At 65.1% G+C, this 25,779-nt stretch carries 21 protein-coding genes; 12 read left to right on the plus strand and 9 right to left on the minus strand.

Annotated features, from left to right (window positions below; genetic code table 11):
• The first annotated feature begins 97 nt into the window (after nucleotides 1-97).
• Nucleotides 98-1,402, plus strand: coding sequence for an NAD(P)/FAD-dependent oxidoreductase (locus ACZI8Q_RS13500; RefSeq protein WP_463374056.1), 1,305 nt, complete (start codon nucleotides 98-100; stop codon nucleotides 1,400-1,402).
• A 21-nt stretch (nucleotides 1,403-1,423) separates the two neighbouring features.
• Here the strand turns inward: ACZI8Q_RS13500 and ACZI8Q_RS13505 are convergent, their stop codons facing one another.
• The gene (locus tag ACZI8Q_RS13505) at nucleotides 1,424-2,641 is read right to left on the minus strand and encodes a hypothetical protein (RefSeq protein ID WP_463374057.1); all 1,218 of its coding nucleotides are present in this window, start codon (nucleotides 2,639-2,641) and stop codon (nucleotides 1,424-1,426) included.
• Nucleotides 2,642-2,761: 120 nt separating this feature from the next.
• On the opposite strand from ACZI8Q_RS13505, the gene ACZI8Q_RS13510 reads away from it, so the two are divergent.
• Nucleotides 2,762-3,553: an FAD:protein FMN transferase gene (locus tag ACZI8Q_RS13510; RefSeq protein ID WP_463374093.1), complete on the plus strand. Its 792-nt coding sequence runs from the start codon at nucleotides 2,762-2,764 to the stop codon at nucleotides 3,551-3,553.
• Between the two features lie 16 nt (nucleotides 3,554-3,569).
• On the opposite strand, the gene pgi is transcribed toward ACZI8Q_RS13510, so the two are convergent.
• Nucleotides 3,570-5,240, minus strand: coding sequence for a glucose-6-phosphate isomerase (pgi, locus tag ACZI8Q_RS13515; protein ID WP_463374058.1), 1,671 nt, complete (start codon nucleotides 5,238-5,240; stop codon nucleotides 3,570-3,572).
• Between the two features lie 90 nt (nucleotides 5,241-5,330).
• Here pgi and ACZI8Q_RS13520 point away from each other — a divergent pair, with 90 nt between their 5' ends.
• Nucleotides 5,331-6,785, plus strand: a complete 1,455-nt coding sequence (locus ACZI8Q_RS13520; RefSeq protein WP_463374059.1) for an NAD-dependent succinate-semialdehyde dehydrogenase — start codon at nucleotides 5,331-5,333, stop codon at nucleotides 6,783-6,785.
• Nucleotides 6,786-6,827: 42 nt separating this feature from the next.
• Here ACZI8Q_RS13520 and ACZI8Q_RS13525 read toward each other — a convergent pair whose 3' ends face one another.
• A complete protein-coding gene (locus ACZI8Q_RS13525; RefSeq protein ID WP_463374060.1) occupies nucleotides 6,828-7,124 on the minus strand; it encodes a chorismate mutase in 297 nt (98 codons plus the stop codon).
• A gap of 260 nt (nucleotides 7,125-7,384) precedes the next feature.
• Here ACZI8Q_RS13525 and ACZI8Q_RS13530 point away from each other — a divergent pair, with 260 nt between their 5' ends.
• Entirely contained in the window at nucleotides 7,385-9,889 is a 2,505-nt protein-coding gene (locus ACZI8Q_RS13530; protein ID WP_463374061.1) for a UvrD-helicase domain-containing protein, read from the plus strand.
• Between the two features lies 1 nt (nucleotide 9,890).
• On the opposite strand, the gene ACZI8Q_RS13535 is transcribed toward ACZI8Q_RS13530, so the two are convergent.
• Nucleotides 9,891-10,721 carry a phosphotransferase gene (locus ACZI8Q_RS13535; protein WP_463374062.1) on the minus strand — a complete coding sequence of 277 codons (831 nt, stop codon included), beginning with the start codon at nucleotides 10,719-10,721 and terminating at the stop codon, nucleotides 9,891-9,893.
• 16 nt (nucleotides 10,722-10,737) lie between these two features.
• Nucleotides 10,738-11,697 carry a M23 family metallopeptidase gene (locus ACZI8Q_RS13540; protein ID WP_463374094.1) on the minus strand — a complete coding sequence of 320 codons (960 nt, stop codon included), beginning with the start codon at nucleotides 11,695-11,697 and terminating at the stop codon, nucleotides 10,738-10,740.
• Nucleotides 11,698-12,082: 385 nt separating this feature from the next.
• Between ACZI8Q_RS13540 and ACZI8Q_RS13545 the strand changes: the two genes are divergently transcribed.
• From ACZI8Q_RS13545 to sucD, 3 genes are all read left to right on the plus strand, one after another.
• Entirely contained in the window at nucleotides 12,083-14,047 is a 1,965-nt protein-coding gene (locus tag ACZI8Q_RS13545) for a hypothetical protein (RefSeq protein WP_463374063.1), read from the plus strand.
• A gap of 146 nt (nucleotides 14,048-14,193) precedes the next feature.
• Nucleotides 14,194-15,363: an ADP-forming succinate--CoA ligase subunit beta gene (gene sucC, locus ACZI8Q_RS13550; RefSeq protein WP_463374064.1), complete on the plus strand. Its 1,170-nt coding sequence runs from the start codon at nucleotides 14,194-14,196 to the stop codon at nucleotides 15,361-15,363.
• 13 nt (nucleotides 15,364-15,376) lie between these two features.
• Nucleotides 15,377-16,279 (plus strand): succinate--CoA ligase subunit alpha, encoded by a 903-nt coding sequence (gene sucD, locus ACZI8Q_RS13555; RefSeq protein ID WP_463374065.1) that lies wholly within the window; start codon nucleotides 15,377-15,379, stop codon nucleotides 16,277-16,279.
• Nucleotides 16,280-16,340: 61 nt separating this feature from the next.
• Here sucD and ACZI8Q_RS13560 read toward each other — a convergent pair whose 3' ends face one another.
• Complete coding sequence (locus ACZI8Q_RS13560; RefSeq protein WP_463374066.1) at nucleotides 16,341-16,970, minus strand: IMPACT family protein; 630 nt, start codon at nucleotides 16,968-16,970, stop codon at nucleotides 16,341-16,343.
• Between the two features lie 127 nt (nucleotides 16,971-17,097).
• On the opposite strand from ACZI8Q_RS13560, the gene ACZI8Q_RS13565 reads away from it, so the two are divergent.
• The 4 genes from ACZI8Q_RS13565 (at nucleotide 17,098) to purH (ending at nucleotide 22,265) form a co-directional block, all read left to right on the plus strand.
• Nucleotides 17,098-18,381, plus strand: coding sequence for a DUF5336 domain-containing protein (locus tag ACZI8Q_RS13565; protein ID WP_463374067.1), 1,284 nt, complete (start codon nucleotides 17,098-17,100; stop codon nucleotides 18,379-18,381).
• A 126-nt stretch (nucleotides 18,382-18,507) separates the two neighbouring features.
• Nucleotides 18,508-20,010 (plus strand): cell division protein PerM, encoded by a 1,503-nt coding sequence (locus tag ACZI8Q_RS13570; protein ID WP_463374068.1) that lies wholly within the window; start codon nucleotides 18,508-18,510, stop codon nucleotides 20,008-20,010.
• 58 nt (nucleotides 20,011-20,068) lie between these two features.
• Nucleotides 20,069-20,710 (plus strand): phosphoribosylglycinamide formyltransferase, encoded by a 642-nt coding sequence (gene purN / locus ACZI8Q_RS13575; protein WP_463374095.1) that lies wholly within the window; start codon nucleotides 20,069-20,071, stop codon nucleotides 20,708-20,710.
• A complete protein-coding gene (purH, locus tag ACZI8Q_RS13580) occupies nucleotides 20,703-22,265 on the plus strand; it encodes a bifunctional phosphoribosylaminoimidazolecarboxamide formyltransferase/IMP cyclohydrolase (RefSeq protein ID WP_463374069.1) in 1,563 nt (520 codons plus the stop codon). Before purN ends, purH begins: the two co-directional genes overlap by 8 nt.
• A gap of 92 nt (nucleotides 22,266-22,357) precedes the next feature.
• Here the strand turns inward: purH and ACZI8Q_RS13585 are convergent, their stop codons facing one another.
• Complete coding sequence (locus tag ACZI8Q_RS13585) at nucleotides 22,358-22,921, minus strand: dihydrofolate reductase family protein (protein ID WP_463374070.1); 564 nt, start codon at nucleotides 22,919-22,921, stop codon at nucleotides 22,358-22,360.
• 50 nt (nucleotides 22,922-22,971) lie between these two features.
• Complete coding sequence (locus tag ACZI8Q_RS13590; RefSeq protein WP_463374071.1) at nucleotides 22,972-23,190, minus strand: hypothetical protein; 219 nt, start codon at nucleotides 23,188-23,190, stop codon at nucleotides 22,972-22,974.
• 450 nt (nucleotides 23,191-23,640) lie between these two features.
• Between ACZI8Q_RS13590 and ACZI8Q_RS13595 the strand changes: the two genes are divergently transcribed.
• The gene (locus tag ACZI8Q_RS13595) at nucleotides 23,641-24,735 is read left to right on the plus strand and encodes an N-acetylmuramoyl-L-alanine amidase (RefSeq protein ID WP_463374072.1); all 1,095 of its coding nucleotides are present in this window, start codon (nucleotides 23,641-23,643) and stop codon (nucleotides 24,733-24,735) included.
• A gap of 22 nt (nucleotides 24,736-24,757) precedes the next feature.
• On the opposite strand, the gene ACZI8Q_RS13600 is transcribed toward ACZI8Q_RS13595, so the two are convergent.
• The gene (locus tag ACZI8Q_RS13600) at nucleotides 24,758-25,720 is read right to left on the minus strand and encodes an alpha/beta hydrolase family protein (protein WP_463374073.1); all 963 of its coding nucleotides are present in this window, start codon (nucleotides 25,718-25,720) and stop codon (nucleotides 24,758-24,760) included.
• Nucleotides 25,721-25,779: the final 59 nt, after the last annotated feature.

Below are 25,779 nucleotides of genomic sequence, written 5' to 3' on the forward strand. Positions count from 1 at the left end.
CCCCCCCCCCCCCCCCCGGTGTTCCCTCCGCGGGGGGGGGCCCCCCCCCCCCCCCCCCCCCCCCCCCCCCACGGGTCACAGGCGTAGGTTTCGAGATATGACCAAGCGCGTCGTCATCGTCGGTGGTGGCTTCGGCGGGCTCTATGCGGCACGGCAGCTGCGTGACGTGAACGCCGAGGTGACACTGATAGACCGTGGCACCAGCCACCTGTTTCAACCCCTGCTTTACCAGTGTGCGACAGGACTGTTGTCGCAAGGCGAGATCACCACACCGCTGCGGCATCTTCTGCGCAAAGACCCGAGCCTGCGCGTCGCGTTGGGAGAGGCGCATGCGATCGATCCGGATGCCGGTGAGCTCACCGTCACCCGGCTGGACGGCACGACATTCACCCTTCCATACGACTACCTCGTCGTCGCAGCGGGTATGCGGCAGGCTTATCACGGTCACGACGAATACAGCCAATGGGCGCCCGGCATGAAAACGCTGGACGACGCTCTCGCCATCCGGCGCAAGATCGTCACCGCGTTCGAGATGGCGGAGACCTTGGATACGGCGCAGCAGCGACGCCCGTGGTTGACCTTCGTGGTGTCGGGAGGGGGACCGACCGGGGTGGAGTTGGCGGGGCAGATCCGAGAACTCGCCACCCGAGCGCTGGCAGACGAATTCGACGCGATCGATCCTTCCGAGGCGCGCGTGCTGCTGTTCCACGGCGCAGATCGCGTGCTGCCGTCGTTCCATCGAAAGTTGTCCGCGGCTGCGCAGACCACGCTGGACCGGATCGGTGTGGAGACCCATCTCGGTGTCCACGTCACCGATGTCACCGAGACCGGGGTGGAGGTGACCGAGAAGGCAGAACCGAAGTCCGTGACGCGGTACGAGGCGAAGACGGTGCTCTGGACGGCGGGCGTGGAGGCCGTGCCGTTCGCTGCGGCATTGGCGGATGGGCTCGGTGTCGACCAGGTCGCCGGTGGACGCATTACGGTACGGCCCGACTTGACCATTCCGGGCCATCCGAACGTATGGGTGGTCGGCGATCTGATGGCGCTCGACAAGTTGCCCGGCGTGGCCGAAGTGGCGATGCAGGGAGGGCGGTTCGCGGGCAAGCAGATTCGTGCCGCACTCGGCCACGGACAGGCCCGGACGAAGTTCAAATACCGCAATCTGGGGACCGCTGCCTACATTGCGCGTCGACAGGCCATCGTTCAGGTGGGGCCGATCAATCTGTCCGGTTTCGTCGGCTGGGTGTCGTGGGGAGTCATCCACATCGCGTTTCTGGCAAGTCCGCGAAACCAGATGGGCACACTGTTGAACTGGGCGGCAACCTTTGCAACGGATTCGCGTCGAGAACGTGCCGTCACCTATGGCGACCCGGAAACCGCTCGTCAGCCATACGAGGGCTGACGTCCACGTTCGGTCAGTAGCTCACCACAGCAGTGGGCGCAGCCCCCGACTCTCGAGGACATCGATTGTGCGGTTTCGGAGATCGTGGTCGACTGTGCTTTCCAACGCCAGGGTGTAGCGTCCGTCGAACTCGTCGAGGAAGGCGAAGATTCGGGTGCGCGTTGCCAGCTTGTGCGGGTGAACCGCCCGTGCTGCCACGCCGGTGGCTCGGTGGGGTCCGAGAGTTCGCACCGTTCCGGGTATTCGCCCGATGTTGGAGCACAAGGCGTCTCGCTCGCCAGGTGAACTCGCCAGCTTGTGTGCCAACCGGTCCGGGACGACTTGGAGAAGCTCCTCGGGGAAGCCGGCCGGGCTCGACATCGGCGGCGAGTCGTACGCGGCCCTGCTCGCTTCACGGATGTGTCCGGTGGTGTCCTGGGGGCTCACCGCAACCTCGACCATCGCTATCGCGTTGTCGACACCGTCAGACGCGCGGACGTCCATCGGAACACTCACGACAACGGGCTCGGCGGCATCCATCCGCGCCAGTTCGGCCACGACGGACAGGAACAGACTGTTCGGTGTCCCGCCTTCACGGGCGGCGCACACAGTCCAGTCGTCCACACCGATTTCGGCGATCACCCGTGTGCATGACCGGATCGGTGGCGGTGACCTGTGCTGCGCACTCGCCAACTCGCTCCGTCGTGACGGATGCCGAATCAATCCCGCCACCGCCACAGCAGTTCGCCACCCGACGCGAGCGATGAGCGCCAGCGCATCGTGTACGTCCGAGGGGCCTCGATCACGTGGCGGGGTGAACGTCCTCCCCGTCATGGCATCCTCGATCGCCGACACCAGTCCACGGGCATCCGCAACCACATGCGAGCACACCACCGACACGACCGTGTCCCCGCCGTCGAGATGTGCGACGGATATTCGCCACCCGGGCCCGGCCTCCGGATTCACGTCGAGGCCTGCCTGTTCGTCGGCCCAATTCAGCAGGTTCGACGCCGCAATGATGCCGTGGTGGATCGGATACGCCGAAGCGTCGACGACGAAGCGTGGACGCGCCAACGGGACCCGGGAACGAACCACGCGTCGACCGAGCCGTCCGTGAGCGAGAGCCTGGCGCACCTCCTCGAGGAGTGTCGGCTCCACAGTGCCCGTGCACCGCCACAGCCCCTGCATCACGACAGGGTTGCCCCACCCCAGGTGGGTGCGGAGAAACATCTCGTCGACGACGCTCAGACGGGTGGACACGTGGCGCAGTGTACGGCGGAATCGTGGTCAGGCCGCTCTCGGCAAATCGGCGCATACTGGAAAAGTGAGCCGATGCAGCTAGCCCTGGAGCAAGTCGTGGTCAGTGTCGAACAGTGGAAGATGTGGGGTTCTGTCGTCGAGATCGACGTGACGGAGGGTGCAGCCCTGTCCACCGCTTCTGCCTTGATCGCGTCCTTCATCGACGATGTGGAGGCCGTGTGCGATCTGCAACGGGGAGATGCCGAGATCCACGAGGTCAACCTCTCCCAGGGCGCTCCGGTGAAGGTGAGTCGGCGTATGTCGTCGTTGCTGCGGTCTGCGTTGTGGGCGGCGCGAATGACGGACGGCGTTGTCGGCCCGTTGGCGCTCGCCACCTTCGACGAGGAATCGATGCCTCCCGTTCACCCTGCGCCGACCTACCTGGATGTGCAGATCGACGACGACACCGTGTTCGCACCGTGGGGTGCATCGTTCGATATCGCGGACATCGCGAAAGCAGACACGGTCGGTCGGGCCGCCGAACTGATTGCCGCCGAACTCGAATGCGGGGTGGCGGTGCGGATCGGTGAGGTGGTGGCCACAGCCGGCCACTGCCCTGCAGGAGGTTGGCAGATCGACGTCCCCTCGGACGGGGTGGTCGAGGTGGTCAACGGAACGGCGATGGCGACGGTGTTCCGCGAAGGTGTAGTCGACGATCCGATGGCGCCGGAAACCGAGTGGGAACAGGTGACCGTCGTCGCCGCCGATCCCTTGTGGGCGTACGCGGCCGCGTCGGCGGCGATGTCACGTCGAATAGGTGCGATTCGGTGGATCGATCAGCACGGTTTGCAGGCCAGACTGGTGGACCGTGCGGGACGCGTGATCACGACCGACGATTGGGCCGATGCGGCTTCGCCGCCCGTGCGCGACTGACGAGTCCCCAGACTCGTCAACCACTCACAGGGCCGGAGGCCCTTCCACGACCCTTGCGGTACCAGTCGATCAATGCGGTGGTCGACGAGTCGCCCGACGGTGCGGGGGCGGCGTCGGCGGTGAGGACTGGCTGCAACTCGTTGGCCTGGGTTTTTCCGAGCTCGACACCCCACTGGTCGAACGAGTCGATGCCCCACACGACGCCTTCGACGAATACCTGATGCTCGTACAGTGCGATGAGCTGCCCGAGGACCGACGGAGTCAGCTTGGGGGCGAGGATCGTGGTGGACGGCCGGTTTCCGGGCATCACCTTGTGCGGAACCAGTACGGGATCGGTGCCCTCCGCGGCGATCTCCTCTGCAGTCTTGCCGAATGCCAGCACCTTCGTCTGCGCGAAGAAGTTGCTCATCAGCAGATCGTGCATGCTGCCCGTGCCGTCCATCGTGGGCAGGTCGTCGGTGGGCGAGGTGAACCCGATGAAGTCGGCGGGTACGAGGCGAGTGCCCTGGTGCAGCAACTGGTAGAAAGCGTGCTGTCCGTTGGTTCCAGGCTCTCCCCAGAAGATCTCACCGGTCGACGTCGACACCGGGGTGCCGTCGGCGCGGACCGACTTGCCGTTCGACTCCATCGTGAGTTGCTGGAGGTACGCGGCGAACCGTACGAGGTCGTTGGAATAGGGGAGGACGGCACGTGACTCGGCCCCGAAGAAGTTGGAGTACCAGAGTCCGAGGAGCCCGAGCAGGACCGGCGCGTTCTCCTCGAGGGGCGCCGTCCGGAAGTGCTCGTCCACCTCGTGGAAGCCGGAAAGGAACTCGGCAAACCGCTCTCTGCCGATCGCGGCCATGACGCACAGACCGATCGCGGAATCGACCGAGTAGCGGCCTCCCACCCAGTCCCAGAACCCGAACATGTTGGCGGTGTCGATACCGAACTCGGCAACTCGTTCCGCGTGCGTGGACACGGCGACGAAATGCTTCGCCACCGCATCGTTTCCGAGGTTCAACGACTCGAGCAGCCAGCGTTTCGCCGCAGTCGCGTTGGTCAGCGTCTCGAGGGTGGAGAAGGTTTTCGACGCGACCACGAACAGGGTGGTGGCGGGGTCGAGTCCGTGAAGACTGCGCACCAGATCGGATGGGTCGATGTTCGAGATGAACCGGACCGTGATGCCCGCATCGGCGTAGTGGCGCAGCGCGCGGTAGACCATCACCGGTCCGAGGTCGGATCCACCGATGCCGATATTGACCACCGTCTCGATCTTCTTGCCGGTGGCTCCGCGCCACCGACCCGACCGCACCCGGTCCGTGAAGTCACCCATCCGGTCGAGAACTTCGTGGACGTCCGACACCACGCTCTCGCCGTCGACGGTGAGGTCGGCGTTTTTCGGCAGACGTAAGGCGGTGTGCAGTACCGCGCGATCCTCGGAGGTGTTGATGTGCCCGCCCGCGAGCATCGTGTCCCGACGTTCCTCGACGCCGGCAGCGCGCGCCAACTCGACGAGAAGTGCCAGCGCCGTGCGATCGACCCGATGCTTGCTGTAATCGATGTACAAGTCTCCTGCGGTCACCTGCAGTTCGCGACCACGCTCGGGATCGTCGGCGAAGAAGTCTCGCAAGTGCACAGATTCGATACCGGCGTGATGGGCTTCGAGTTTTTGCCAGGCGTCGGTTCGAGTCATGTCTGTGCTCACGGTAGTCGACCTTAGTGTCTGGCGACCGGCGTCGCTGAAGTCTGCCTCGTTCGGCTGTTCGCGGCAGGGTCGGTCGCGCATGATGGATGCATGGACGCACTCGAACTCATTCGGTCGGTTCCCACGAAGTTGTCTCTGGGCGGTGACGAAGTGGACGCGGAGGGCGGGGCCACCTTCGACGTATACGACCCGGCCACCGGCAAGGTGCTCACCGCGGTGTCCGACGCGAGTCCCGCCGATGCGCGCCGGGCACTCGATGCGGCATGCGGTGTTCGAGCGGAGTGGGCGCACACGCCCGCTCGTGAACGAGGCGAGATTCTGCGCACCGTCTACGACAAGCTCGTCGAGCACGCAGAGGACCTGGCCCTGCTGATGACCCTGGAGATGGGCAAGGCGCTGCCGGACAGTCGTGCCGAGATCACATACGGCGCCGAGTTCTTCCGATGGTTCGCGGAGGAAGCAGTCCGGATCGCGGGCCGATACACCCACGCCCCTGCCGGGAACGGCCGCATCCTCGTCGGGAAGGAGCCGGTCGGGCCGTGCCTCGCGATCACGCCGTGGAACTTCCCGCTGGCGATGGGTACTCGCAAACTGGGGCCCGCACTGGCTGCCGGCTGCACGATGATCGTCAAGCCGGCCGCCGAGACACCTCTCACCATGCTGTACCTGGCCAGGCTCCTGGGGGAGGCGGGCGTTCCACGGGGAGTCGTGTCCGTGCTCCCGACGTCGAGGGCGGGCGAGATCACCGACGTGTTGCTCGAAGACAGCCGTCTGCGCAAGGTCACCTTCACCGGATCGACCGGTGTCGGACGCATGCTCGTCGAGAAGTCCGCGAAAGGGCTGCTGCGTACATCGATGGAACTCGGCGGCAACGCTCCGTTCGTCGTGTTCGCCGACGCCGACGTGGACGCGGCGGTCGAGGGGGCGGTCCTCGCGAAGCTACGCAACGGCGGTGAGGCGTGTACAGCTGCCAACCGATTCCACGTAGCCGACGCGGTGCGTGAGGAGTTCACCACCAAGCTCACGGAGAAGATGGCGGCGTTCGTGGTCGGCCCGGGCTCCGACCCGAAAACGACGCTGGGCCCGTTGGTGAACGAGAAGCAGCTCCGAACAGTGTCCGAACTCGTCGAGGACGCCGTCGCTGCCGGGGCGAAGGTGCGACTCGGCGGCAGGAAGACGGATGGGCCCGGTTGCTTCTACCCGGCCACCGTGCTCACCGACGTGCCAGCACATGCACGGATTCTGAAGGAGGAAGTCTTCGGTCCGGTAGCGGCGATCACTGGTTTCGCAACCGAGGAGGAGGGGATTGCCGCCGCGAACGACACCGAGTTCGGGCTGGCTGCCTACATTTACACGCGGGGCCTGGACCGTGCGCTGCGGGTGGCTGAATCCCTCGAGACCGGGATGGTCGGTGTGAACCGGGGAGTCATCTCTGATCCGGCGGCACCCTTCGGCGGCATCAAGTGGTCCGGCTTCGGTAGGGAAGGCGGCTCCGAGGGGATCGAGGAATACCTCGAAACGAAGTACATAGCCCTCGAGAGGTGACAGCGTCGAGCGTCGATGACCGAGAGTTTAGTGACCGAGAGTTCAGTGACCGAGACGTCCGCGTCCGAGACGCAGCAGGAGCATGGCGAGCGTGTGGCCTTCCTGGCCGAGCTCGTTGTAGCGTTCGAGGACCTTCATTTCGCGGCTGTGGACCAGTCGGGGGCCACCCGAAGCCATTCGGGTGCGGCCGACGAGCTGAGAAACTTCGGCACGGCGCTTGACGGCTGCGAGGATCTCCGCGTCGAGGCGGTCGATCTCCTGGCGCAGCGCGTCGATCTCCGCCTCCGTCGTCGGGACAGGGGTTTCCGACGACGGATTCGTGACGGTCTGAATGCTCATTGTTCGTCTCCTCTTCTCAGAACTTGGATCGTTGTTTCGGCTCGGGTCGTTACCGATCCAGGCTCACTGACGAAAGACCCCCGGGGCCCGGGTGGGACCACGAGGCTCGCGAGCTGCTCAGTTGCCGCTGTCGACCACCGAATACCCGTCGACGCGCTGCTCTGAACATACGTACCAGTTTGCCACGTCGGTCACTCGGCGGCCAAGTGGCGCTGAGCGGGTGCGCAGCTGTCGGTGGGCGGCGGTAGCGTAGAAGCGCGATGACTACCTCTTCCAGCCTCTCGGCCGCGCCCAGCTCCCCGGTCTCTTCCAACGCCACGGTCTCTTCCAACGCCACGGCACACCATGCATCTCCGTCGGACACTCTACTGAACGGGTTGAATCCGCAGCAGCGTGAGGCAGTGCTGCATGCCGGCTCGCCCCTGCTGATCGTGGCGGGCGCAGGTTCGGGCAAGACGGCGGTCCTCACCCGACGCATCGCGTATCTGCTGGCCGAACGTGACGTGCGTCCCGGCCAGATCTTGGCCATCACGTTCACCAACAAGGCCGCAGCGGAGATGCGTGAACGCGTGGCCCAGCTCGTCGGACCCCGGGCGCACACCATGTGGGTGTCCACGTTCCACTCGAGTTGTGTTCGAATCTTGCGGGCTCAGGCTGCGTTGCTGCCCGGCCTGGGCTCCAACTTCTCGATCTACGATGCAGACGATTCGCGTCGACTCCTGACGATGATCTCCAAGGATCTCGGTATCGACTCCAAGAAGCACTCGCCGCGCCTTCTGGCCACCCATATCTCCAACCTGAAGAACGAGTTGATCGATCCGGAGCAGGCCGCGGCCGACGCGGAGAAGGAGCCGTCGGAACTCCCGAAACTCGTCGCCAGGGTGTTCGGGCACTACCAGCAGCGTTTGCGCGCGGCCAATGCCCTCGACTTCGACGACCTGATCGGCGAAACGGTGGGCATGCTGCAGGCGTTCCCGCAGGTCGCCCAGTATTACCGGCGTCGGTTCCGGCACGTGCTGGTCGACGAATACCAGGACACCAACCATGCGCAGTACATGCTGGTCCGCGAACTCGTGGGCTTCGAAACCACGGAGGACGACGGCGGGGCGGCGCCGAGCGAGCTGTGTGTGGTCGGTGACGCAGACCAGTCCATCTACGCATTCCGTGGTGCGACGATCCGTAATATTCAGGAGTTCGAACGGGACTACCCGAATGCGCGCACCATTCTCCTCGAACAGAACTATCGCTCCACACAGAACATCCTTTCCGCCGCCAACTCGGTGATCTCCAGGAACACAGGGCGTCGCGAGAAGAAGCTGTGGACCGACTCGGGTGAAGGTGAACTCATCACCGGCTACGTCGCCGACAACGAGCACGACGAAGCGTCGTTCGTCGCTTCGGAAATCGACAAGCTGGTCGACGCTGGAGAAACCACATTCGCAGATGTGGCGGTGTTCTATCGCACCAACAATTCTTCTCGCGCCATCGAGGAGATCTTCATTCGGCTCGGTGTGCCGTACAAGGTTGTCGGTGGTGTTCGCTTCTACGAGCGCAAGGAAGTGCGAGACGTCGTCGCGTATCTGCGGGCGCTGGCAAACCCGGACGACACCGTGAGTCTGCGGCGCATCCTGAACACTCCACGCCGCGGAATCGGTGATCGCGCCGAGGCCTGTGTGGCGGTGCATGCCGAGCAGCGCGGCGTGAGCTTCGCGCAGGCGTTGCGTGATGCGGTCGACGGCAAGGTCGCCTTGCTGAACACGCGTTCGCAGAAAGCGATTACGGCGTTCATGGACATGATGGACGGTTTACGTGCCCTGCTACCCGACGCAGCGAGTTCGGAGCTCGCAGACGCCACCGAGATCGGGGACCTCGGCGAGGTGATCGAGGCAGTTCTCGAACGCAGCGGCTACCACGCGAATCTGGCTTCGAGCAGCGACCCGCAGGACGGTGCCCGCCTCGACAACCTCAACGAACTGGTCAGCGTGGCGCGCGAGTTCAGCTCGGATGCGCGCAATGCGGCCGGGATCGACTCGCTCGGCGCTACGGACGCCGAAGATGCGGGCTCTGCCGATTCGGACGATGAGGAGCATGACGGCGAACCCGAACCGGGGTCGCTGGCCGCGTTCCTCGAACGAGTGTCGCTCGTTGCCGACGCCGACCAGGCGCCGGACTCGGAAGACGGAGTGGTCACCCTCATGACACTCCACACGGCCAAGGGGCTCGAGTTTCCAGTCGTCTTCGTCACCGGCTGGGAAGACGGTCAATTCCCGCACATGCGGGCGCTGGGGGACCCTGCGGAACTCTCCGAAGAGCGTCGCCTCGCGTACGTCGGAATCACTCGGGCACGGCATCGCTTGTACCTGACACGAGCTGTGATGCGGTCGGCGTGGGGTCAGCCGATCCAGAACCCGGAATCACGTTTTCTGCAGGAAATCCCAACAGATTTGCTGGAGTGGCGGCGCGTGGACCCGGGGCCGGCTCTGGGCGGTGCGATCGGGAGTGGGCGACCACGCGGCGGAGGCGGTTACGGGGCGAGTGGATTCTCGGGCGGTACAGCCGGCAGCGCCACCGGCTTCGGTGCGGCACGGCGCAACAACAACCTGGTGCTGGCAGTGGGAGACCGGGTGAGTCACGACAAGTACGGCCTCGGCACGGTACTCGAGACCAAGGGCGCGGGGCCGACTGCCACGGTCACCATCGACTTCGGCAGCGCAGGAAAGGTGCGGTTGATGCTGATCGGTGGCGTGCCGATGGTGAAGCTCTGACTCAGGCGATCGCCTGCACCATCGCACGCCCGGCTTTTTCGAGCCCCCCGTCGCCGTGCTCGTGCGCCCGGATGAGCGTGGATACGGACTGGTGGATCTGTTCGAGGAGCCACACCTGTTCGTCGTTCTCGTCGAGCGCGAACCCCGGCCCCAGCCCGTCGAAGAAGGCATCTTCGAGATCCGGTCGGCCGACGAACTGCTGATTGCGCAACCGAAACAGTTCACTTGTCCAGTGACGCTGTTCTGCTCGGCCGAAGTCGATGACGGATACGGTGTCGTCGTGGATCAGCCAGTTGCGGGGCTGAAAGTCGCCGTGTGTGAAAGACACCGGAATTGGTGGCGCAGTTGTCGATTCCACTCTCGACCGCAATTCTGTCAGCCACGAATCGGGCAGTAGGTCGGTGGCCTGGTCGAGGTCGAACATGCATTGCCGGCGTAGTCGCTGCGAGTAGTCGCTCGCGCGCTCGCCCGGAACGAGCAACCGCGCGAGGAGTGCACCGGCTTGCCGGTACGTGTCGGGTTCCCACTCGGCTGCCGAACCTTCGACGATCTGGCCGGGCAGATACTGTGTGACGAGTACGAAGTCGGCGGCACACTCGTGCAACAGGGGTGCTGTCTCGGGGATGCGGTGGAGAAAGTGTCGGTGGGCCGCAATCTCGCGAGGAATGTGGTGGCTGCCTGTCGAGGCCTTCACGATGCAGTCCTGGTCCGCAGTGCGTACGTGGAGCACGGTGGTGTCCTGCAGCGGCCAGGAGTAGTCGTCGACTATCTGCCAGGTGCCCAGCCAACCGTCGAGAAGGCGTCGCTGAACGTCGGTGATACCGGAAAACATGGATGAAGCGGGGAATTCAGTCCTGGTTGAAGCCGAGGCTGATTCCGCGAGAGGCGAGCCACGGGACAGGGTCGATTTTCTGACCACCACCGAGGTGAACTTCGAAGTGCAGGTGCGGCCCGGTGGAGAATCCACGATTACCGACCGTGGCGATCTGGTCGCCGGCCATCACGTGCTGACCTTCGGAGACAGTCGACTGGTTGATGTGGCCGTAGACAGTGACAGTGCCGTCGGCGTGGAGAAGGCGGACCCACATCCCGAAGCCGGCTGCCGGGCCACTCTCGATGACCGTTCCGTCGGCCACTGCGACGATGGGAGTGCCGATGGGTGCGGCGACGTCGACACCTGCGTGGAGGGTGCCCCAGCGGCTACCGAAACTCGACGTGAAGTTTCCGATGCAGGGGAGTACGAACAGCGGGCGGCGGGCGGCGGCCTCGCGAGCGGCACGCTCTTCGCTGAAACGCTGCCCCTTGGCGAGGAGGGTGTCGAACTGCGACAGGTCGGCCGGTTGAGCGATGTTGAGGACCTGCGGAGCGTCCGATTGTGTGGCGCCGGCGGTGTTTGCGACCGTGTCGAACTGGGCGGCCTGCGGTTCTGCCGTGGTGGGTGCGGCGTCCGAAGCGAGAGTGATTTCGGCTTGGTCCGAGCTGGTCGATCCGTTGGCTGCAGCCTGACCTGCGGCGACCACGGCGCCTGCGGCGACGGCGAGGACTGCGGCACGGCCCTTGAGGGCGGAGGGCGGCGTGGGAACACGGTGAGCTCCACTGCGGCGAAGGGCAGGAGCTGGGTCGAGCGTCGTCTGGTCGTGCGAGGTGGGTCCGCTATGTGAGACGGCACCGGGGGTGGTGAAGTACGTGCCGGGAGACTCGAAGTAGTCGAAGTCGTACTGGTCTCCGGCGTCGTAGTACCCGTCCGGTTGGTAACTTCCCTGATAGTCCTGCTGGTACGGATCCGTGTCAGTGGCGTAACGGAACATGCCGATCGAACCTTCGGGACTCTCGGCGCCGACGCGATACGGAACCGGCTGCTGCGGGTAGTCGGAAAAGCCGTCGTTCACAGGGGTCGGGTTGTTTTCGAGTTCGCTGGGATCGAACTGGTGGCGATGACGCATCTGCCCCTTCGACCTCCGTTGTGTGACCTGACTGTGACGTGGACCGGTCGAACGGTAACGAAATGGTTGCGATGGGCGCAACCTGTAACGTGTTGGTTTTCGCAGATGTGATGTGCATCACTTGGCGAACAGGGTGAATGGTGGATGCGGAGAATTCCCTGCCGTGTGCGTTCCACTATTTGGGACACATGTGTAGTGAGAGGTGTGTCACGACGGGCGTCGAATCACGTGGAAGCGATAGCGTCGGCTCGTGGAATCAACAACTCGATCCGGAAGCGAGCATCGGGCGGAGCCCGTGCGGATCGCCTCGCGCTCCGTCTCCACAGGTCTCGACGACGATCCCGGTACCGCGGTCGGTGGTGGTGTGGCCGCAGTGCTCGTCGCCTGTGCCGGCGCGGTGGCGGTATCGGTAGCGCCTCTTCTCGACGTCGTGACGTCGACCTCGAACGGTGTCTGGGGATCGGGTAGCTCGCCGGGAGGGGTGTGGGCGGCTGCGTGCGCGATTGCGCCGGTGCTGCTCGCAGTGCTGGCTCTGCTGGCCCGACGAGTGGCCGTATCCGGTGCAGTGCTCGCCGGATCGGGGGTGGTGTCGCTCGGGGCCGCGGTCGTCGACGCACAGTTGTGGACCGACGCAGTCGACGCGAACAGGCTCGAGTTGTTTCGCCCCGAAACCGCTGTCGATCTCGTCGCAGGTCCAGGGGCCTACCTGGTCCTGGGTGGGCACCTCGCCATGGCGCTGGCGGGACTGCTCGGCATATCCACCGTGCACCGTGCGTCCCTGGCCGACGGGTACGGAAGCGCGCACAGTTCCGAACAAGTCGGTCGGCCCACCGGAGCCCGAATCGGATTCGCATTGTCCGCGACGATCGCGATAGCGGCCCTCGGGTTCGGCGGGGCACTGTTCGCGCCGGCGCTGGTATCGAACGATCCGATGATTCTGGTTCCCACGGTCATCGACGCCGACGTGACGGCATCGACCGGCGCGGGCATTCTGGCCGCTGCGGTCCTACTGGTGGTGGCGTCTGCGCTCGCGTCCATCGCGCCGTCGGTCGCCCGTGCCGGGATTGTCGGCGCCGGTATCGCCGCAATGGGGGTGGTCGGCACGCGCTTCGTCTCGGCACTCACCGCAGGAGATCGGATCGATCCGGGTGTCGGTTCCGTCGTGGGGACGGTCGCTGCAGCAATTCTGGTGCTGGCGGGAGGGGCAGTCGTACCGGTCGACCGAGTGCGTGATCGCCGGGTTCTGCACAGCCTCGGAATGGTCGGTGGCGTTGCAACGTCGGATGTCGACGGTGATGCCGCGCCGTCGACCAAGAAGGGGGCCGTCCGCCCGTCCGCGAAGGGTGTTGCGAAGGCTGCGATGCGCGCCGAGGCGGCCGCAGCAGCGCAACGACGAACTCGCTGGCACGTCGTCACCGGAATCGTCGGCGTGGCAGTCGGTGTTCTCGCCGGCTGCGGCGCACTGCTGCCCGTAATCGAACTCGGCGATGCGGCCGACTCCGCGTCGCCGCAGGTGTACGCGACCCGACTCGTCCTCGTGGCCGGAGCTCTGCTCGTCGTTTCGAGCGTGTGGTTGCTTTTCTCGGAGTTCGCCGCGACGGCACGTCCTGTCGTGGGGGTGGTGTGGACGGCGATCCCGTTGGCCGCCGTAGGGGTGACCGCTTCCGTGGTCACGGCCGGAGAGGTCCCCGGTGTCGGTATCGGTGTCGGCGCGCTCCTGACGTGGGTTGCGACGGCAGCGGCAGTCGGGGTGGGGCTCCTCTCGGGGTTCGCCGGATCGGCCGAACGCGAGGAAATCGACGAGTCCGAGGAGCAAGACGCCAACAAGCCGGTCCTGTTCGTCGGCGGTATCGGTGCATTGATCGCTGTCGTCGGTCTCGCGCTGCCCCTTTACACGGGCGTCGACGCGCGCGGAGACGAATATGTCTCGGTGACGCTGGTCGACTACGGCCGCGGACTCGAATGGTGGGGGCCGGCGATGCTCGCGATCGTGACGCTGGTGTCGGTTGGGATCGCGGCCAGATCGCGCCCACCCCGATCCGCGGCGGTACTGGCCGGAACGGTGGCGGTGCTGGCCGTCTACCTGGCGGGTTGGCCTCTCACCGGCGCCCGGGTGGAGCAGGTACAGCTGGGTGCCGGTGTCTACCCAGTGGCGGTGGGCATAGTGTTGATCGGAGCCGCGGCCGTCCTCACAGTCCGGGTCGAATCACGGTGAGGCATGTCCCGACGGCTTCAGTTTCGTGATCTGAGACACATAGCATGAATGCGGACGTAATCGGACCGCGCGAACTAGTTAAAGTCCAAAACCAGGCCCGCTCCTACCCCTCGAGCGGGTGTCAACGCAGACGAGACGGTGAACAGATGGATCTCTTCGAATACCAGGCGAAGGAACTTTTCGCCAAGCACGAGGTGCCTACGTCGGCTGGACGTGTTACCGACACGGTCGCCGGAGCACGTGAGATTGCCGAAGAAATCGGCAAGCCCGTGATGGTCAAGGCTCAGGTCAAGGTTGGTGGCCGCGGCAAGGCCGGCGGCGTGAAGTACTCCAAGGACGCAGACGAGGCGCAGGCGAATGCCGAGTCGATCCTCGGACTCGACATCAAGGGCCACGTCGTCAAGAAGCTTCTGGTCGCAGAGGCGAGCGACATCGCGGAGGAGTACTACATCTCCTTCCTGCTGGACCGCACGAACCGCACCTACCTGGCAATGTGCTCCGTCGAGGGTGGTGTCGAAATCGAGGTCACCGCCGAGGAGAACCCCGACGCGCTCGCGAAGATTCCCGTCGACGCGGTCAAGGGTATTGACGTCGCAGCAGCTCGGGCCATTGCAGAAGCAGGCAAACTCCCCGCCGAGGTTCTCGACGCCGCAGCCGTCACGATTGCGAAGCTGTGGGATGTCTTCATCAACGAAGACGCTCTCCTCGTCGAGGTCAACCCCCTCGTCCGCACCCCGGACGATCAGATCCTCGCGCTCGACGGCAAGGTCACTCTCGATGCCAACGCGGACTTCCGCCAGCCCGGGCACGAGGCATTCGAGGACAAGGACGCAACCGACCCGCTCGAGCTGAAGGCCAAGGAGAACGACCTCAACTACGTCAAGCTCGACGGACAGGTCGGAATCATCGGCAACGGCGCAGGTCTGGTCATGTCGACCCTCGACGTCGTCGCATACGCCGGTGAGAAGCACGGCAACGTCAAACCCGCCAACTTCCTCGACATCGGCGGCGGCGCCTCCGCAGAGGTCATGGCCAACGGTCTCGACGTCATCCTGAACGATGACCAGGTCAAGAGCGTGTTCGTCAACGTGTTCGGTGGTATCACCGCATGTGACGCCGTTGCGAACGGCATCGTCGGCGCGCTGAAGACGCTCGGCGACGAGGCCAACAAGCCGCTGGTCGTCCGTCTGGACGGCAACAACGTCGATGAGGGTCGCCGGATCCTCGCCGAGGCCGCTCACCCGCTGGTCACGGTAGTCGGAACCATGGACGAGGCCGCCGACAAGGCAGCCGAGTTGGCCTTCGCCGCAAAGTAAGGGACACAAGAAAATGGCAATCTTCCTGACCAAGGACTCCAAGGTCATCGTCCAGGGCATCACCGGCGGCGAGGGCACCAAGCACACCGCACTGATGCTGAAGGCCGGCACGCAGATCGTCGGCGGCGTCAACGCCCGCAAGGCCGGCACCACCGTCTCGCACGAAGGCGGAGTCGAACTGCCCGTGTTCGGCACGGTCGCCGAGGCGATGAAAGAAACGTCCGCTGATGTTTCGATCGCGTTCGTTCCGCCCAAGTTCGCCAAGGACGCCATCGTGGAGGCGATCGACGCGGAGATCCCGCTGCTCGTCGTCATCACCGAGGGCATCCCGGTGCAGGACGCCGCGTACGCCTGGGCATACAACGTCGAGAAGGGCAACAAGACCCGGATCATCGGCCCCAACTGCCCGGGCATCATCACGCCCGGCGAGTCGCTCGTCGGCATCACCCCGGCCAACATCGCCGGCAAGGGCCCGATCGGCCTCGTGTCGAAGTCGGGCACGCTGACGTACCAGATGATGTTCGAGCTCCGCGAGTACGGCTTCTCGACCGCCATCGGGATCGGCGGCGACCCGGTCATCGGAACCACCCACATCGACGCCATCGAGGCGTTCGAGAACGATCCCGAGACCAAGGTGATCGTGATGATCGGTGAGATCGGTGGCGACGCCGAGGAGCGTGCCGCCGACTACATCAAGGCGAACGTGACGAAGCCGGTCGTCGGCTACGTCGCAGGCTTCACGGCGCCGGAGGGCAAGACCATGGGCCACGCCGGCGCCATCGTCTCGGGCTCCTCGGGTACCGCGCAGGCCAAGAAGGATGCGCTCGAGGCTGCTGGCGTGAAGGTCGGCAAGACGCCGTCCGAGACCGCCTCGCTCGCTCGCGAAATCCTGCAGAGCCTCTCCATCGAGGCGTAGGCGGCTTCGCCGCCTGTGAGTGGTCAGCGAGTCTCTGGACTCGCTGACCACTCACAGGCCGTCAGGCATCCACCCACACGCTTCCGGCCGGATCGAGGGTTGCGAGCCCCGACGTCGCGGCTGCGACCTGATCAGCCAGCTCCGCCGAATCTCTTGCTGCGAGCGTGAATACGGCCAATCTTTCGTATGACGTGTCCACAACGACGATGCCCCGCCCGCGAAGCTCCGCTTCCACCCGCCCCGCGTCGGCGTGGTCGATCGCCAGAGTGAACAGTTCCAGTCGAGATCGCTTCGTCAACGTCGCCCCATCGACGCACGCTCCCACGGCGCCCGAGTAGGCACGAACCAGCCCTCCCGCTCCGAGTTTGATACCACCGAAATAGCGGGTCACCACCGCTGCGACATTCACGAGATCGCGCCCCGTCAGCATCTGCAGCATGGGCGCACCCGCGGTGCCGCCGGGCTCGCCGTCATCGCTCGAGCGCTCGACTCGGTTCACCTGCTCGTCACCCACCACGTACGCCCAGCAGTGGTGCCGCGCATCCGGGTAGGTGCGCCGCTGCTCGTCGACGAAATCGCGGGCTTCCTGTTCGGTGTGCACTCGGCGCAGGGTCGCGATGAATCGCGAATGCTTGACCATGGTTTCGGCGGATGTTTCCGTTCCCGTCCGTCCCGCGAGCGTGTACTGCATGGGTTCATTGTGGCCGGTGTCGCGGGGGGAGGTGTCGACGCACGCCGAGACCGACAAAAGTACGTAGGCTAGCGTCGATACCAATACTTGCAGGCGCCGACGACCGAAATCTCGACAAGGAGAAGTCATGACGTTCACGCCCGGAGGGCCGAGTTACGGTCCGCCCGCGGAATCTACCTCGGGTGGAAGCTCGAAGGACCTCGGATTCCTGCTTCTCGTCGGTGCCGCAGTCCTCGGTGTCCTCGGCTTACTGTTCGGGTTCGGCACCTTCTACGAGATCAGCGGGGGCAACGGTGCGTTCAGCGTATCCATGACGTTCAACGCATTCGAAGCCAACATCTACGGCCTGGGCCTGGTGTTCTTCGCCGGATTGCTGGCAGGTGTGTCGCTGCTCCCCAAGCAGTCCTATGTCGGCGCTGCGGCGGCTGCGGCTGTCGCGGGTTTTCTGACCACACTGATTCATGCGCTGTCGTCGAATGCCCTCACCGGAGAGGACACCAGCGTTTCGCTGAGGTACGGTGCGATCGCAATCCTGGTGTTCGCGTTCTTCCAGGTGGCTGCCACCGTGGCCGCGCTGCTTCTGGAATCGGGTCTGGTCAAGGCGCCTGCGCCCAAGCCGGCCTCCGCAGCGGGATTCCAGCAAAGTTCGCAACAGCACAACGCACCACCGCAGGGCTTCGCGCCGGGCGCACCCCAGCAACAGGCTTTCGGCCAGACACCCCAACAGGTTCAGCCGCAAAGTCCCCAGGCTCAGAGCCAGGGGTACGTACAGGGGCAGCAGGCCGGTGCATACGGTCAGCCGCAGCAGCAGGGCTATGCACAGCCGCAGGGCTACGGTCAGCAGCAAGCGTACGGGCAGCCGGGTTACGGCCAAGCACAGAGCTACGGTCAACCGGCCTACGGTCAGCAACAGCCCTATGGGCAGCAGGGCTACGGTCAGCAACCGTACGAGCAGCACGGGTACACCTCGCCGGAGACGCCGACGTTCGGCGAGTCCTCACAGACTCCGCCCGCCGAGCCGCAGAAATCGGCCGAATCCGAGCAGTTCGGCAACCCGTACGGAGCGTATCCGGTGTCCGGGGAGCAGTCGCCGTACCAGCAGTCGTATGGGCAGCAGCCGCCGTACCCCAGCTACAGTCCGCCGTCTGCCTCCAGTGACACAACTTCGGGTGGAACAGCACCGGAGACCGCAGCTCAGAGCAGTGCATCGTCGGCTTCCACGGGTTCCGGCGCCGCAGAGCCTGCCGCTCCCACGCAAGCTTTCCAGGCAGGGAGCAGCAGCTACGGCTCGGCGCAGCACGCTGCGCCGACCTTCGGTCGGAACCCGTCCGATCGATCACCGTTCGAGCGACCGTCCGAGTCCGGGGAACAGGCATCGGACACCGATTCCACAAGGCCCGACGACAAATAGACCACCAGTTGGTCACGGTGGCCTCCGACCGTCGATGGTCGGAGGCCACCTGCATGCGATGAGGTCGAGTGCCCTCGGCGGCGCGCCTGAGGGGTCTCGGACCGTCTGGCTGCCATTCTCGAGGGGATGAGTTCTTTGATTGATCGTGCGCAGCGGCAAACTACTGACAGCCGCCTCACGGTGGGCCCCGACAAGATGCGGACGTTGCTGACCGTGGCGTTCCGGCCTGCGGGTGTCACCATCGTTCTGGCGGCTGTGCTCGTCGTGGTCACGCTCATGGCCGCCAACAGTGACCTGACCGGCACGTTCGGTGCGATCGCGTCGATGTGGCTGGTCGTTCACCAGGTTCCGGTGACCGTCGACGGCACGACGCTGGGTGTGCTCCCGATCGTGCCGACCGCGGTCATGATCTGGGCCGCGGCCAAGGGGTGTGCAAGCGCCGTCAATTCGGTGGACGAGCCGTCCGGAAGCGAACGTGCGTGGATGGTCCGGGTGGCCGGCGCTGCACTCGCGGGGCCGTTCCTGATCACGTTGACGAGTCTCGCTGTGGTCGAGGATGCGTCGGTCGTCATCGCGTTGTCGACCCCGAACGTACTGGCGGCTGTGGGGTGGACCCTCGGCATCCATGCCATCGCGGTGGCGATCGGACTCGGTGTCACTCAGTGGTCGAGCCTGCAGAAGTCGGTTCCGGTCTGGATGCTCGATGCGGTTCGTCCGGCCATACGGGTCCTCACGGCGCTGCTGGGGCTCGGCGCTCTCGCGGTGCTGGTGTCGCTGTTGTTCGCCTGGTCGACGGTGGGTGAGTTGATCGGGCGTGGTGAAGGAATCGTCGGTATGGCGGGGTTGACGCTGCTGTCGATTCTGTATCTACCGAACGTCGTCATCGGTGCTGTCGTTGCGCTGGTGGGTGCGACGGCTCGGATCGGTGACGCATCCGTGAGCCTCTTCGGTGGGGTGGCCGGCGCCTTACCTCCGCTACCCGTACTGGCCGTCGTTCCCGACGGATCGGCAGGCGATCTGTGGGTGGCTGTACTTGTGGTGCCGTTGGTTGTCGGGGTCTTCCTCGGCCGTGATTGTGGGCGGAAGGCGGCCGGTCAGGAAGCCCTGCTGACCGTGCTGTGCGCTGCGGCAGTTGCGGGATGCGTCGCGGCGTTCGCGGGTGTGTTTGCCGGCGGCGATCTGGGCACGTTCGGCGCGGTGGACCTCGAGTGGTGGTTGTTCGGACTTTTGACGTTCGCCTGGCTCGCGCTGCCCGGCGCGGTGACGGCAGTCGCTGTGGCGTGGGCGCGGTCGCGTCGTGAATCGAGCGCCGGATCCGGCTCCGACGAAGTGGGGGCTGCGGCGAACACCTCCGCAGCATCCGAGGCCATCGAGTCGGCGGAGGGGGACGTGCCTACGATCGCCCCGGCTCGGGCAGTGCAGTCATCGAGCCGGGTGCTCGAGGCAGAGGTCGTCGAAGACCAGAATCCGGCCATCGGACAGGCGGTGGAGGAGTCGAGCGCCGAAGCAGACGTCGTGGATGCCGAAGTCGACGAAGCAGAAGACGCCGAGGACGAAACCCTGTCGCCCGAGGACAGTGACGACCCTGAGGGTGCCCTACCGGCAAGCCGGTCGACCCCCAACGACTAGGATTCGTGGTGGCCGACGATTTCGGCCGTCGCCTTTTCTCGTTCTCAGGAGTAGTGCGCTGACTGCCTCGCGTGTCCATCTACGGCCGCCGACGCCGGCGCGCATCGTCGTACTCGCTTCCGGTGTAGGAAGCCTTCTGAACTCACTCTTCCAGGCATCGCGAACCGCGGACTATCCGGCGCAGATCGTCGCGGTCGGAGCCGACCGTGAGTGTGGCGCACTGACGATTGCAGCGAACGGCGGAGTCACCTGCTTTTCCGTGTCGGTTCGTGATCATGCCGACCGCTCGGCCTGGGACGCGGCGCTGACCGACGCCGTTGCTGCGCACGAGCCCGATCTTGTCGTGAGCGCCGGGTTCATGAAGATTCTCGGCCCCACATTTCTCGAACGTTTCGGTGGCCGAATCATCAATACTCACCCCGCATTGCTGCCGGCCTTCCCTGGTGCGCATGCCGTCGCCGATGCTCTCGCCTATGGCGCCAAGGTGTCCGGCTCGACCGTGCACCTCGTCGACTCCGGGGTCGACACTGGACCGGTGCTGGCTCAGGAAGCGGTGCCGATCCTCGTCGGCGACGACGAGGCGAGTCTGCACGAGCGAATCAAAGTTGTGGAGCGACGGTTGTTGGCGGAGGTCATCGCCGCCGTCGTCACCCGTGGAGTTGTATCCGATGGACGAAAGGCCGTGATCCCCAGTGAGTGAACGCAAGGCTGTGCGCCGCGCACTTGTCAGCGTCTACGACAAGACCGGGCTGGTCGAGCTGGCCACCGGCCTGCACGAGGCCGGTGTCGAGCTGGTGTCCACCGGTTCGACTGCCGCGAAGATCGCCGACTCAGGCATCCCGGTCACTCCGGTCGAGGACCTGACCGGGTTCCCGGAGTGCCTCGAGGGCCGTGTGAAGACGCTGCACCCTCGGGTTCACGCGGGCGTGCTCGCGGACACACGCAAGCCGGATCATCTCGCGCAGCTCGAGGAACTCGGCATCGAGGCATTTCAATTGGTGATCGTGAACCTGTATCCGTTCACTGAGACCGTCGCGTCCGGCGCGACACCGGACGAGTGCGTCGAGCAGATCGACATCGGTGGACCGTCGATGGTCCGCGCAGCCGCCAAGAACCACCCGTCGGTGGCTGTCGTGGTCGATCCGGCCAAGTACGACGATGTGCTGTCCGCAGTATCCGGCGGAGGTTTCACGTTGGCTGAGCGCACGGCCTTGGCGGCGCAGGCATTCCAGCACACCGCCTCCTACGACGTCGCCGTTGCGAGCTGGATGAACAGCGTTGCCGTCGAGAGGCCACAGGACCAGTCGCCGTTCCCCGACTGGACTGGCGCCACCTGGGACCGCTCGACCGTGCTGCGGTACGGCGAGAACCCGCACCAGGCCGCCGCGCTCTACGTGAACTCGGCCGCACCTGCCGGTCTGGCACAGGCGGAGCAGTTCCACGGCAAGGAAATGTCGTACAACAACTACACCGATGGCGACGCCGCATGGCGTGCTGCTTTCGATTTCGGTGACCCGGCTGTTGCGATCATCAAGCACGCCAACCCGTGCGGTATCGCTGTGGGCGCGGATATCGCCGAGGCCCACCGCAAGGCGCATGCGTGTGACCCCGTCAGCGCGTACGGCGGAGTGATCGCGGCGAACCGTGAGGTCACTGTGGAGATGGCCGAGCAGGTGGCCGAAATCTTCACCGAGGTGATCATTGCGCCGTCGTATGCCGATGGCGCACTGGGAGTGTTGCAGCGCAAGAAGAACATCCGTGTTCTGCAGGCCGAGGCCCCGTCACCCGCCGGCATCGAGCTGCGCCCCGTGTCCGGTGGTGCGCTGCTGCAGCAGCGTGACGTGCTCGACGCCGACGGCGACGATCCGGCCAACTGGACCCTCGTGACCGGCGACGCGGCCGACGAGCAGACGTTGAAGGATCTCGAGTTCGCATGGCGTGCTTGCCGTTCGGTGAAGTCGAACGCCATCCTGCTGGCTGCCGACGGTGCCTCGGTCGGCGTCGGTATGGGCCAGGTCAACCGCGTCGACTCCGCGCACCTCGCTGTGCAGCGTGCCGGTGAGCGCGCCAAGGACTCGGTCGGCGCCTCGGACGCGTTCTTCCCGTTCCCAGACGGTCTGCAGGTGCTGATCGACGGCGGCGTTCGCGCCGTAGTTCAGCCCGGCGGATCGGTGCGCGACAACGAGGTGATCGAGGCGGCCAAGGAAGCCGGCGTCACCCTGTACCTGACGGGTGCCCGCCACTTCGCACACTGAACTCCGTGACGATGCCCGGTTGGATCCCTCCTCGGATCGGTCGGGCCGGGCATCGACCTGTTCCCATATTCTTGTTCGTGCGGAGGGTGCGTTCAGCGCCTCGTCTCATACCGGGTCAGGACCACGCCGCCGGGAAACGTCCGTGTCTCCACCAGGCTCAGGTTCGCCCAGTTGCCCAACGAGGAGAAGAACGGTGTGCCGCTGCCCAGCAAGACCGGATGGGTGACGACCGTGTACTCGTCGATCAGCCCGGCCCGCATCGCCGTCCCGGCGAGCGCTGCGCCACCGACTCTCATCGGACCACCGCGTTCGGCCCGGAGCCGGGAGATTTCCGAGACCGCGTCGCTGGTAACCAGGCGAGTGTTCCAGTCGACCTTGTCGACCGTCGAGGAGAACACCACTTTCGGTGTGTCCCGCCAGTTCCGTGCGAACTCGATCTGCGCGAGGGTGGCGTCCGGTTGCTGGTCGCCGGTCGGCCAGTAGGCGCTCATGGTCTCCCACAGTTTGCGCCCATACAGAAACAGGCTGATCGCCAGCTCCTGGTCGAGCCACCATTGGAAGAGTGCGTCGCTCGGTTCGCTCCAGTCGAGGTCGTCTCCGGGAGCTGTGATGTAGCCGTCGAGAGACACGTTCATGCCGTAGATCAGTTTTCGCATGACGCCAGTCTTCCGTCAGTCGGGCACGGATGCCCAGCGTTCGCCCCACGTCAGGCCGCCCGGTTGGTGCCGATCACCTCACGCCGGTCTCCGGTGATGACGACGCGCGCAGCGCCACGGCTACGGATCTCGTTGATCAGGCCGCCGAGTCCGGCCTCGACGTCCGAATCCGAGCGGGAGAGGTCGAGAGTGACGGCGTAACCCGTGAGGTCGTCGGGCAGGTCCAGGTACGGGGGCGAGGTGGACTGCTGGTTGATACGAAGTTTCATGTCGTGCTCCTGAGGGTGAAAGGTAAAAGAAAGGGCACCCGAGGCGAGTGCCTGGGGTGCCCGAGAACGGATCGAATGAGTCGAGTCATTCTCGGGGTATTCCGCGTGTGAAAATCTGCTTGTCTGCGGTGCAGCAATGCCAGGCTGATACGGAGTGGACGTGCGCGTGAAGCTGCATCATGGCCGTACCTTTCTCTGGTGTATTGCTGGTTGGTCAACGACCGTACAGGAACCCCGCCGGCTTCGCACGCCGAATATTCGGTGGTGAGGCGCGGTTCGTTGTTATGTTCGGCGTGATTCACGAGGTCACAGCTTGCTTTCGATCTTTTCGTGAATCGTGCATCCGATCCCGTGATGAGTGGTTCACTTGTGGTAGATGTGACGCGAGTTGCATCTGTCGTGTGATGTGGAAGGAGAGCGGCGACCTTCCTTCGGTCGTCCAATTTCCGTATGAAACGAACTGCGATCAAGGCCGGTTTCTGCGCTGTGGCGTTGGCGGCGTCGGGCTTCGTTCCCGCGATCGCGAATGCCGAACCGGCGCCCGTCGAGCCCGCCCCTGCAGCTGCACCGACCGGCAACGAGCTGGCCGGAGCGACGGTGTTCCTCGATCCCGGCCATCAAGGTTCGGCGGAAGGACACGATCTGGCGAAGCAGGTCCCCGACGGCCGCGGCGGAACCAAGGACTGTCAGACCACGGGGATGACTTCCCTGGGCGGTGTCCCCGAGCACACCATCAACTGGAATGTGTCGGAGATGGTGGCCAGCAGCCTGCAGAGTCTCGGCGCCACGGTGGTGAAGAGCCGACACGACGACACCGGTTGGGGCGGCTGCATCGACGACCGTGCCCGAGCCGCGAACGAATCGGGTGCAGATCTTGCGGTGAGCATTCACGCCGACTCCACGTCGGCCAGTGCGGACCCGGCCAATCACGGGTTCCACATGATCGTGCCGACCTTGCCTATTCCGGACGCGCAGGCAAACGCCGCTCAAAGCGGACCCGGACGGGCCGCGTCGTATGCGATGCGCGACGCCTACAAGCGCAACGGAATGGTTCCGGCCAATTACGCAGGGGTGGTCGACGGAATCCAGACAAGGAACGATGTTGCCGGCCCGGCGCTCACTCAGGTGCCGTTGGTGTTCGTCGAGATGGGCAACGGCTCCAATCCCGAAGACGCCGCCGTGCTCGAGAGCAAGGACGGTCAGGTCAAGCACGCCATCGCGATCACGACAGGGATCGTCACCCATCTGCTCACCAGCGAGGCGGCGCCCGCCGCCGACTCGGGCGCGCCGACGGCCGCGACCCCGCCCGCGCCGCAGGCTCCAGAGTCGACTCCGGCTGCGCCTTCACCGGAGTCGACGGAACCGGGGACCGTCGAGGGCGGTGAACTGTCGCAGGTGTTGTCGCGAGTCCTGGCGTTGCTGGAGCCGTTGTTCGAGGTCGGCGGCGTAGAAGACCTGCAGGGTCTCGTCAACGAGGAGAACCTCGGCCTCGTCTCCGACCTTGCCAGCGCGCTACTGGGTGCCGCTCTGGGTGCTATGGAGTAGCGCCCAGGATGTGCAGCAGAGGTCAGAGAGATTTCACCCATTGCTCGAACGGTTCGTTGAACTCGTCCGAGTAGGGGAGCGGTGCAATGTAGTCGGCACCGTTCGACGGCTGGTCTCCGACGTCCTTGAGAACGTGATTGGCGTTGTTCATCCGCACCGAGACCAGGCTGGTGTGCGCGAGCGCGGCGTCGAGGCCGTCGACGTCGGCGTCGTTGACCTGAATGTCCTTCGCGGAACAACTGGTGAGAACCGGGAATCCCGCGGGGAGCGACTGTGCGAGTTCACGAGGATCGAGTGCGTCTTCCTCTGCGAGGGCCTTCGCGTTGGCGTTCACGAGGCCGGCGTTCTGCAGCGGTTCCGGGAGGTCGTCGCTGATCGTGCCGTCGGCTCGTAGGGATTCGACCGCTCCGGCCAATGCCAGTCTGAGCTCGTCGGCAACGCCCACGGGAAGCTGGTTGCCCGCCACGACGGCGTCGAGCTGGGCGTGAATCTGGGTGGTCAGCAGATCGAGCAGCCGAATGCTGAGCGGTTCGAGGAGTCCGAGGCCGTGTACGCGAGGCTTGTCGTCTTCGGCGGCCAGGGCCAGAGCAACCAGGGCGCCGTCACTGTGCCCTATGACGATGATCTTCGACGCATCCACCGCATCCTGGGCGCCGAGGAAGTCGAGCCCGGCCGACGCGGCATCGACGAACGTGGTGAAACCGAGATCGGCGATGTCCTCCATCTCGTAGGGTCCCAGCGCCGTCTTCCCGCTGCCGAGCTTGTCGTAGCGCAGACTCGCGAAACCGTTCTCTTCGAGAACGTCGGCAATGTGCCGGAGGGTGCCGATGTCCCCGGCGAGCAGCGCACTGTCACCGTTCCGATCGGTTGGTCCGCTCCCGGCGAGGACGAGTGCTGCCGGGGCGCTGGTTGCCCCTTCGGGGATGCGCAGGCTTCCGTGGAGGGTGACGTCGCCGCTGTCGAAGGTGATCTCGGTGTCAGACATGTCGTCGTGTCTACCAGAGCTCTCAGAGAAGGCTCACAGTCCTCACAAATCCGCGGCCT

It is taken from the genome of Rhodococcus quanlei, from assembly GCF_055231015.1.

Excerpts from the sequence above, each read along its gene's own strand:
- ACZI8Q_RS13535 (WP_463374062.1), bottom strand. The coding sequence starts at position 10,721 with ATGTTTTCCGGTATCACCGACGTTCAGCGACGCCTTCTCGACGGTTGG.
- ACZI8Q_RS13540 (WP_463374094.1), bottom strand. The coding sequence starts at position 11,697 with ATGTTCCGTTACGCCACTGACACGGATCCGTACCAGCAGGACTATCAG.
- ACZI8Q_RS13595 (WP_463374072.1), top strand. The coding sequence starts at position 23,641 with ATGAAACGAACTGCGATCAAGGCCGGTTTCTGCGCTGTGGCGTTGGCG.
- ACZI8Q_RS13510 (WP_463374093.1), top strand. The coding sequence starts at position 2,762 with ATGTGGGGTTCTGTCGTCGAGATCGACGTGACGGAGGGTGCAGCCCTG.
- ACZI8Q_RS13585 (WP_463374070.1), bottom strand. The coding sequence starts at position 22,921 with ATGCGAAAACTGATCTACGGCATGAACGTGTCTCTCGACGGCTACATC.
- ACZI8Q_RS13530 (WP_463374061.1), top strand. The coding sequence starts at position 7,385 with ATGACTACCTCTTCCAGCCTCTCGGCCGCGCCCAGCTCCCCGGTCTCT.
- sucC (WP_463374064.1), top strand. The coding sequence starts at position 14,194 with ATGGATCTCTTCGAATACCAGGCGAAGGAACTTTTCGCCAAGCACGAG.
- ACZI8Q_RS13590 (WP_463374071.1), bottom strand. The coding sequence starts at position 23,190 with ATGAAACTTCGTATCAACCAGCAGTCCACCTCGCCCCCGTACCTGGAC.
- ACZI8Q_RS13500 (WP_463374056.1), top strand. The coding sequence starts at position 98 with ATGACCAAGCGCGTCGTCATCGTCGGTGGTGGCTTCGGCGGGCTCTAT.
- ACZI8Q_RS13600 (WP_463374073.1), bottom strand. The coding sequence starts at position 25,720 with ATGTCTGACACCGAGATCACCTTCGACAGCGGCGACGTCACCCTCCAC.
- ACZI8Q_RS13565 (WP_463374067.1), top strand. The coding sequence starts at position 17,098 with ATGACGTTCACGCCCGGAGGGCCGAGTTACGGTCCGCCCGCGGAATCT.
- ACZI8Q_RS13525 (WP_463374060.1), bottom strand. The coding sequence starts at position 7,124 with ATGAGCATTCAGACCGTCACGAATCCGTCGTCGGAAACCCCTGTCCCG.
- ACZI8Q_RS13520 (WP_463374059.1), top strand. The coding sequence starts at position 5,331 with ATGGACGCACTCGAACTCATTCGGTCGGTTCCCACGAAGTTGTCTCTG.
- ACZI8Q_RS13560 (WP_463374066.1), bottom strand. The coding sequence starts at position 16,970 with ATGCAGTACACGCTCGCGGGACGGACGGGAACGGAAACATCCGCCGAA.
- sucD (WP_463374065.1), top strand. The coding sequence starts at position 15,377 with ATGGCAATCTTCCTGACCAAGGACTCCAAGGTCATCGTCCAGGGCATC.
- ACZI8Q_RS13570 (WP_463374068.1), top strand. The coding sequence starts at position 18,508 with ATGAGTTCTTTGATTGATCGTGCGCAGCGGCAAACTACTGACAGCCGC.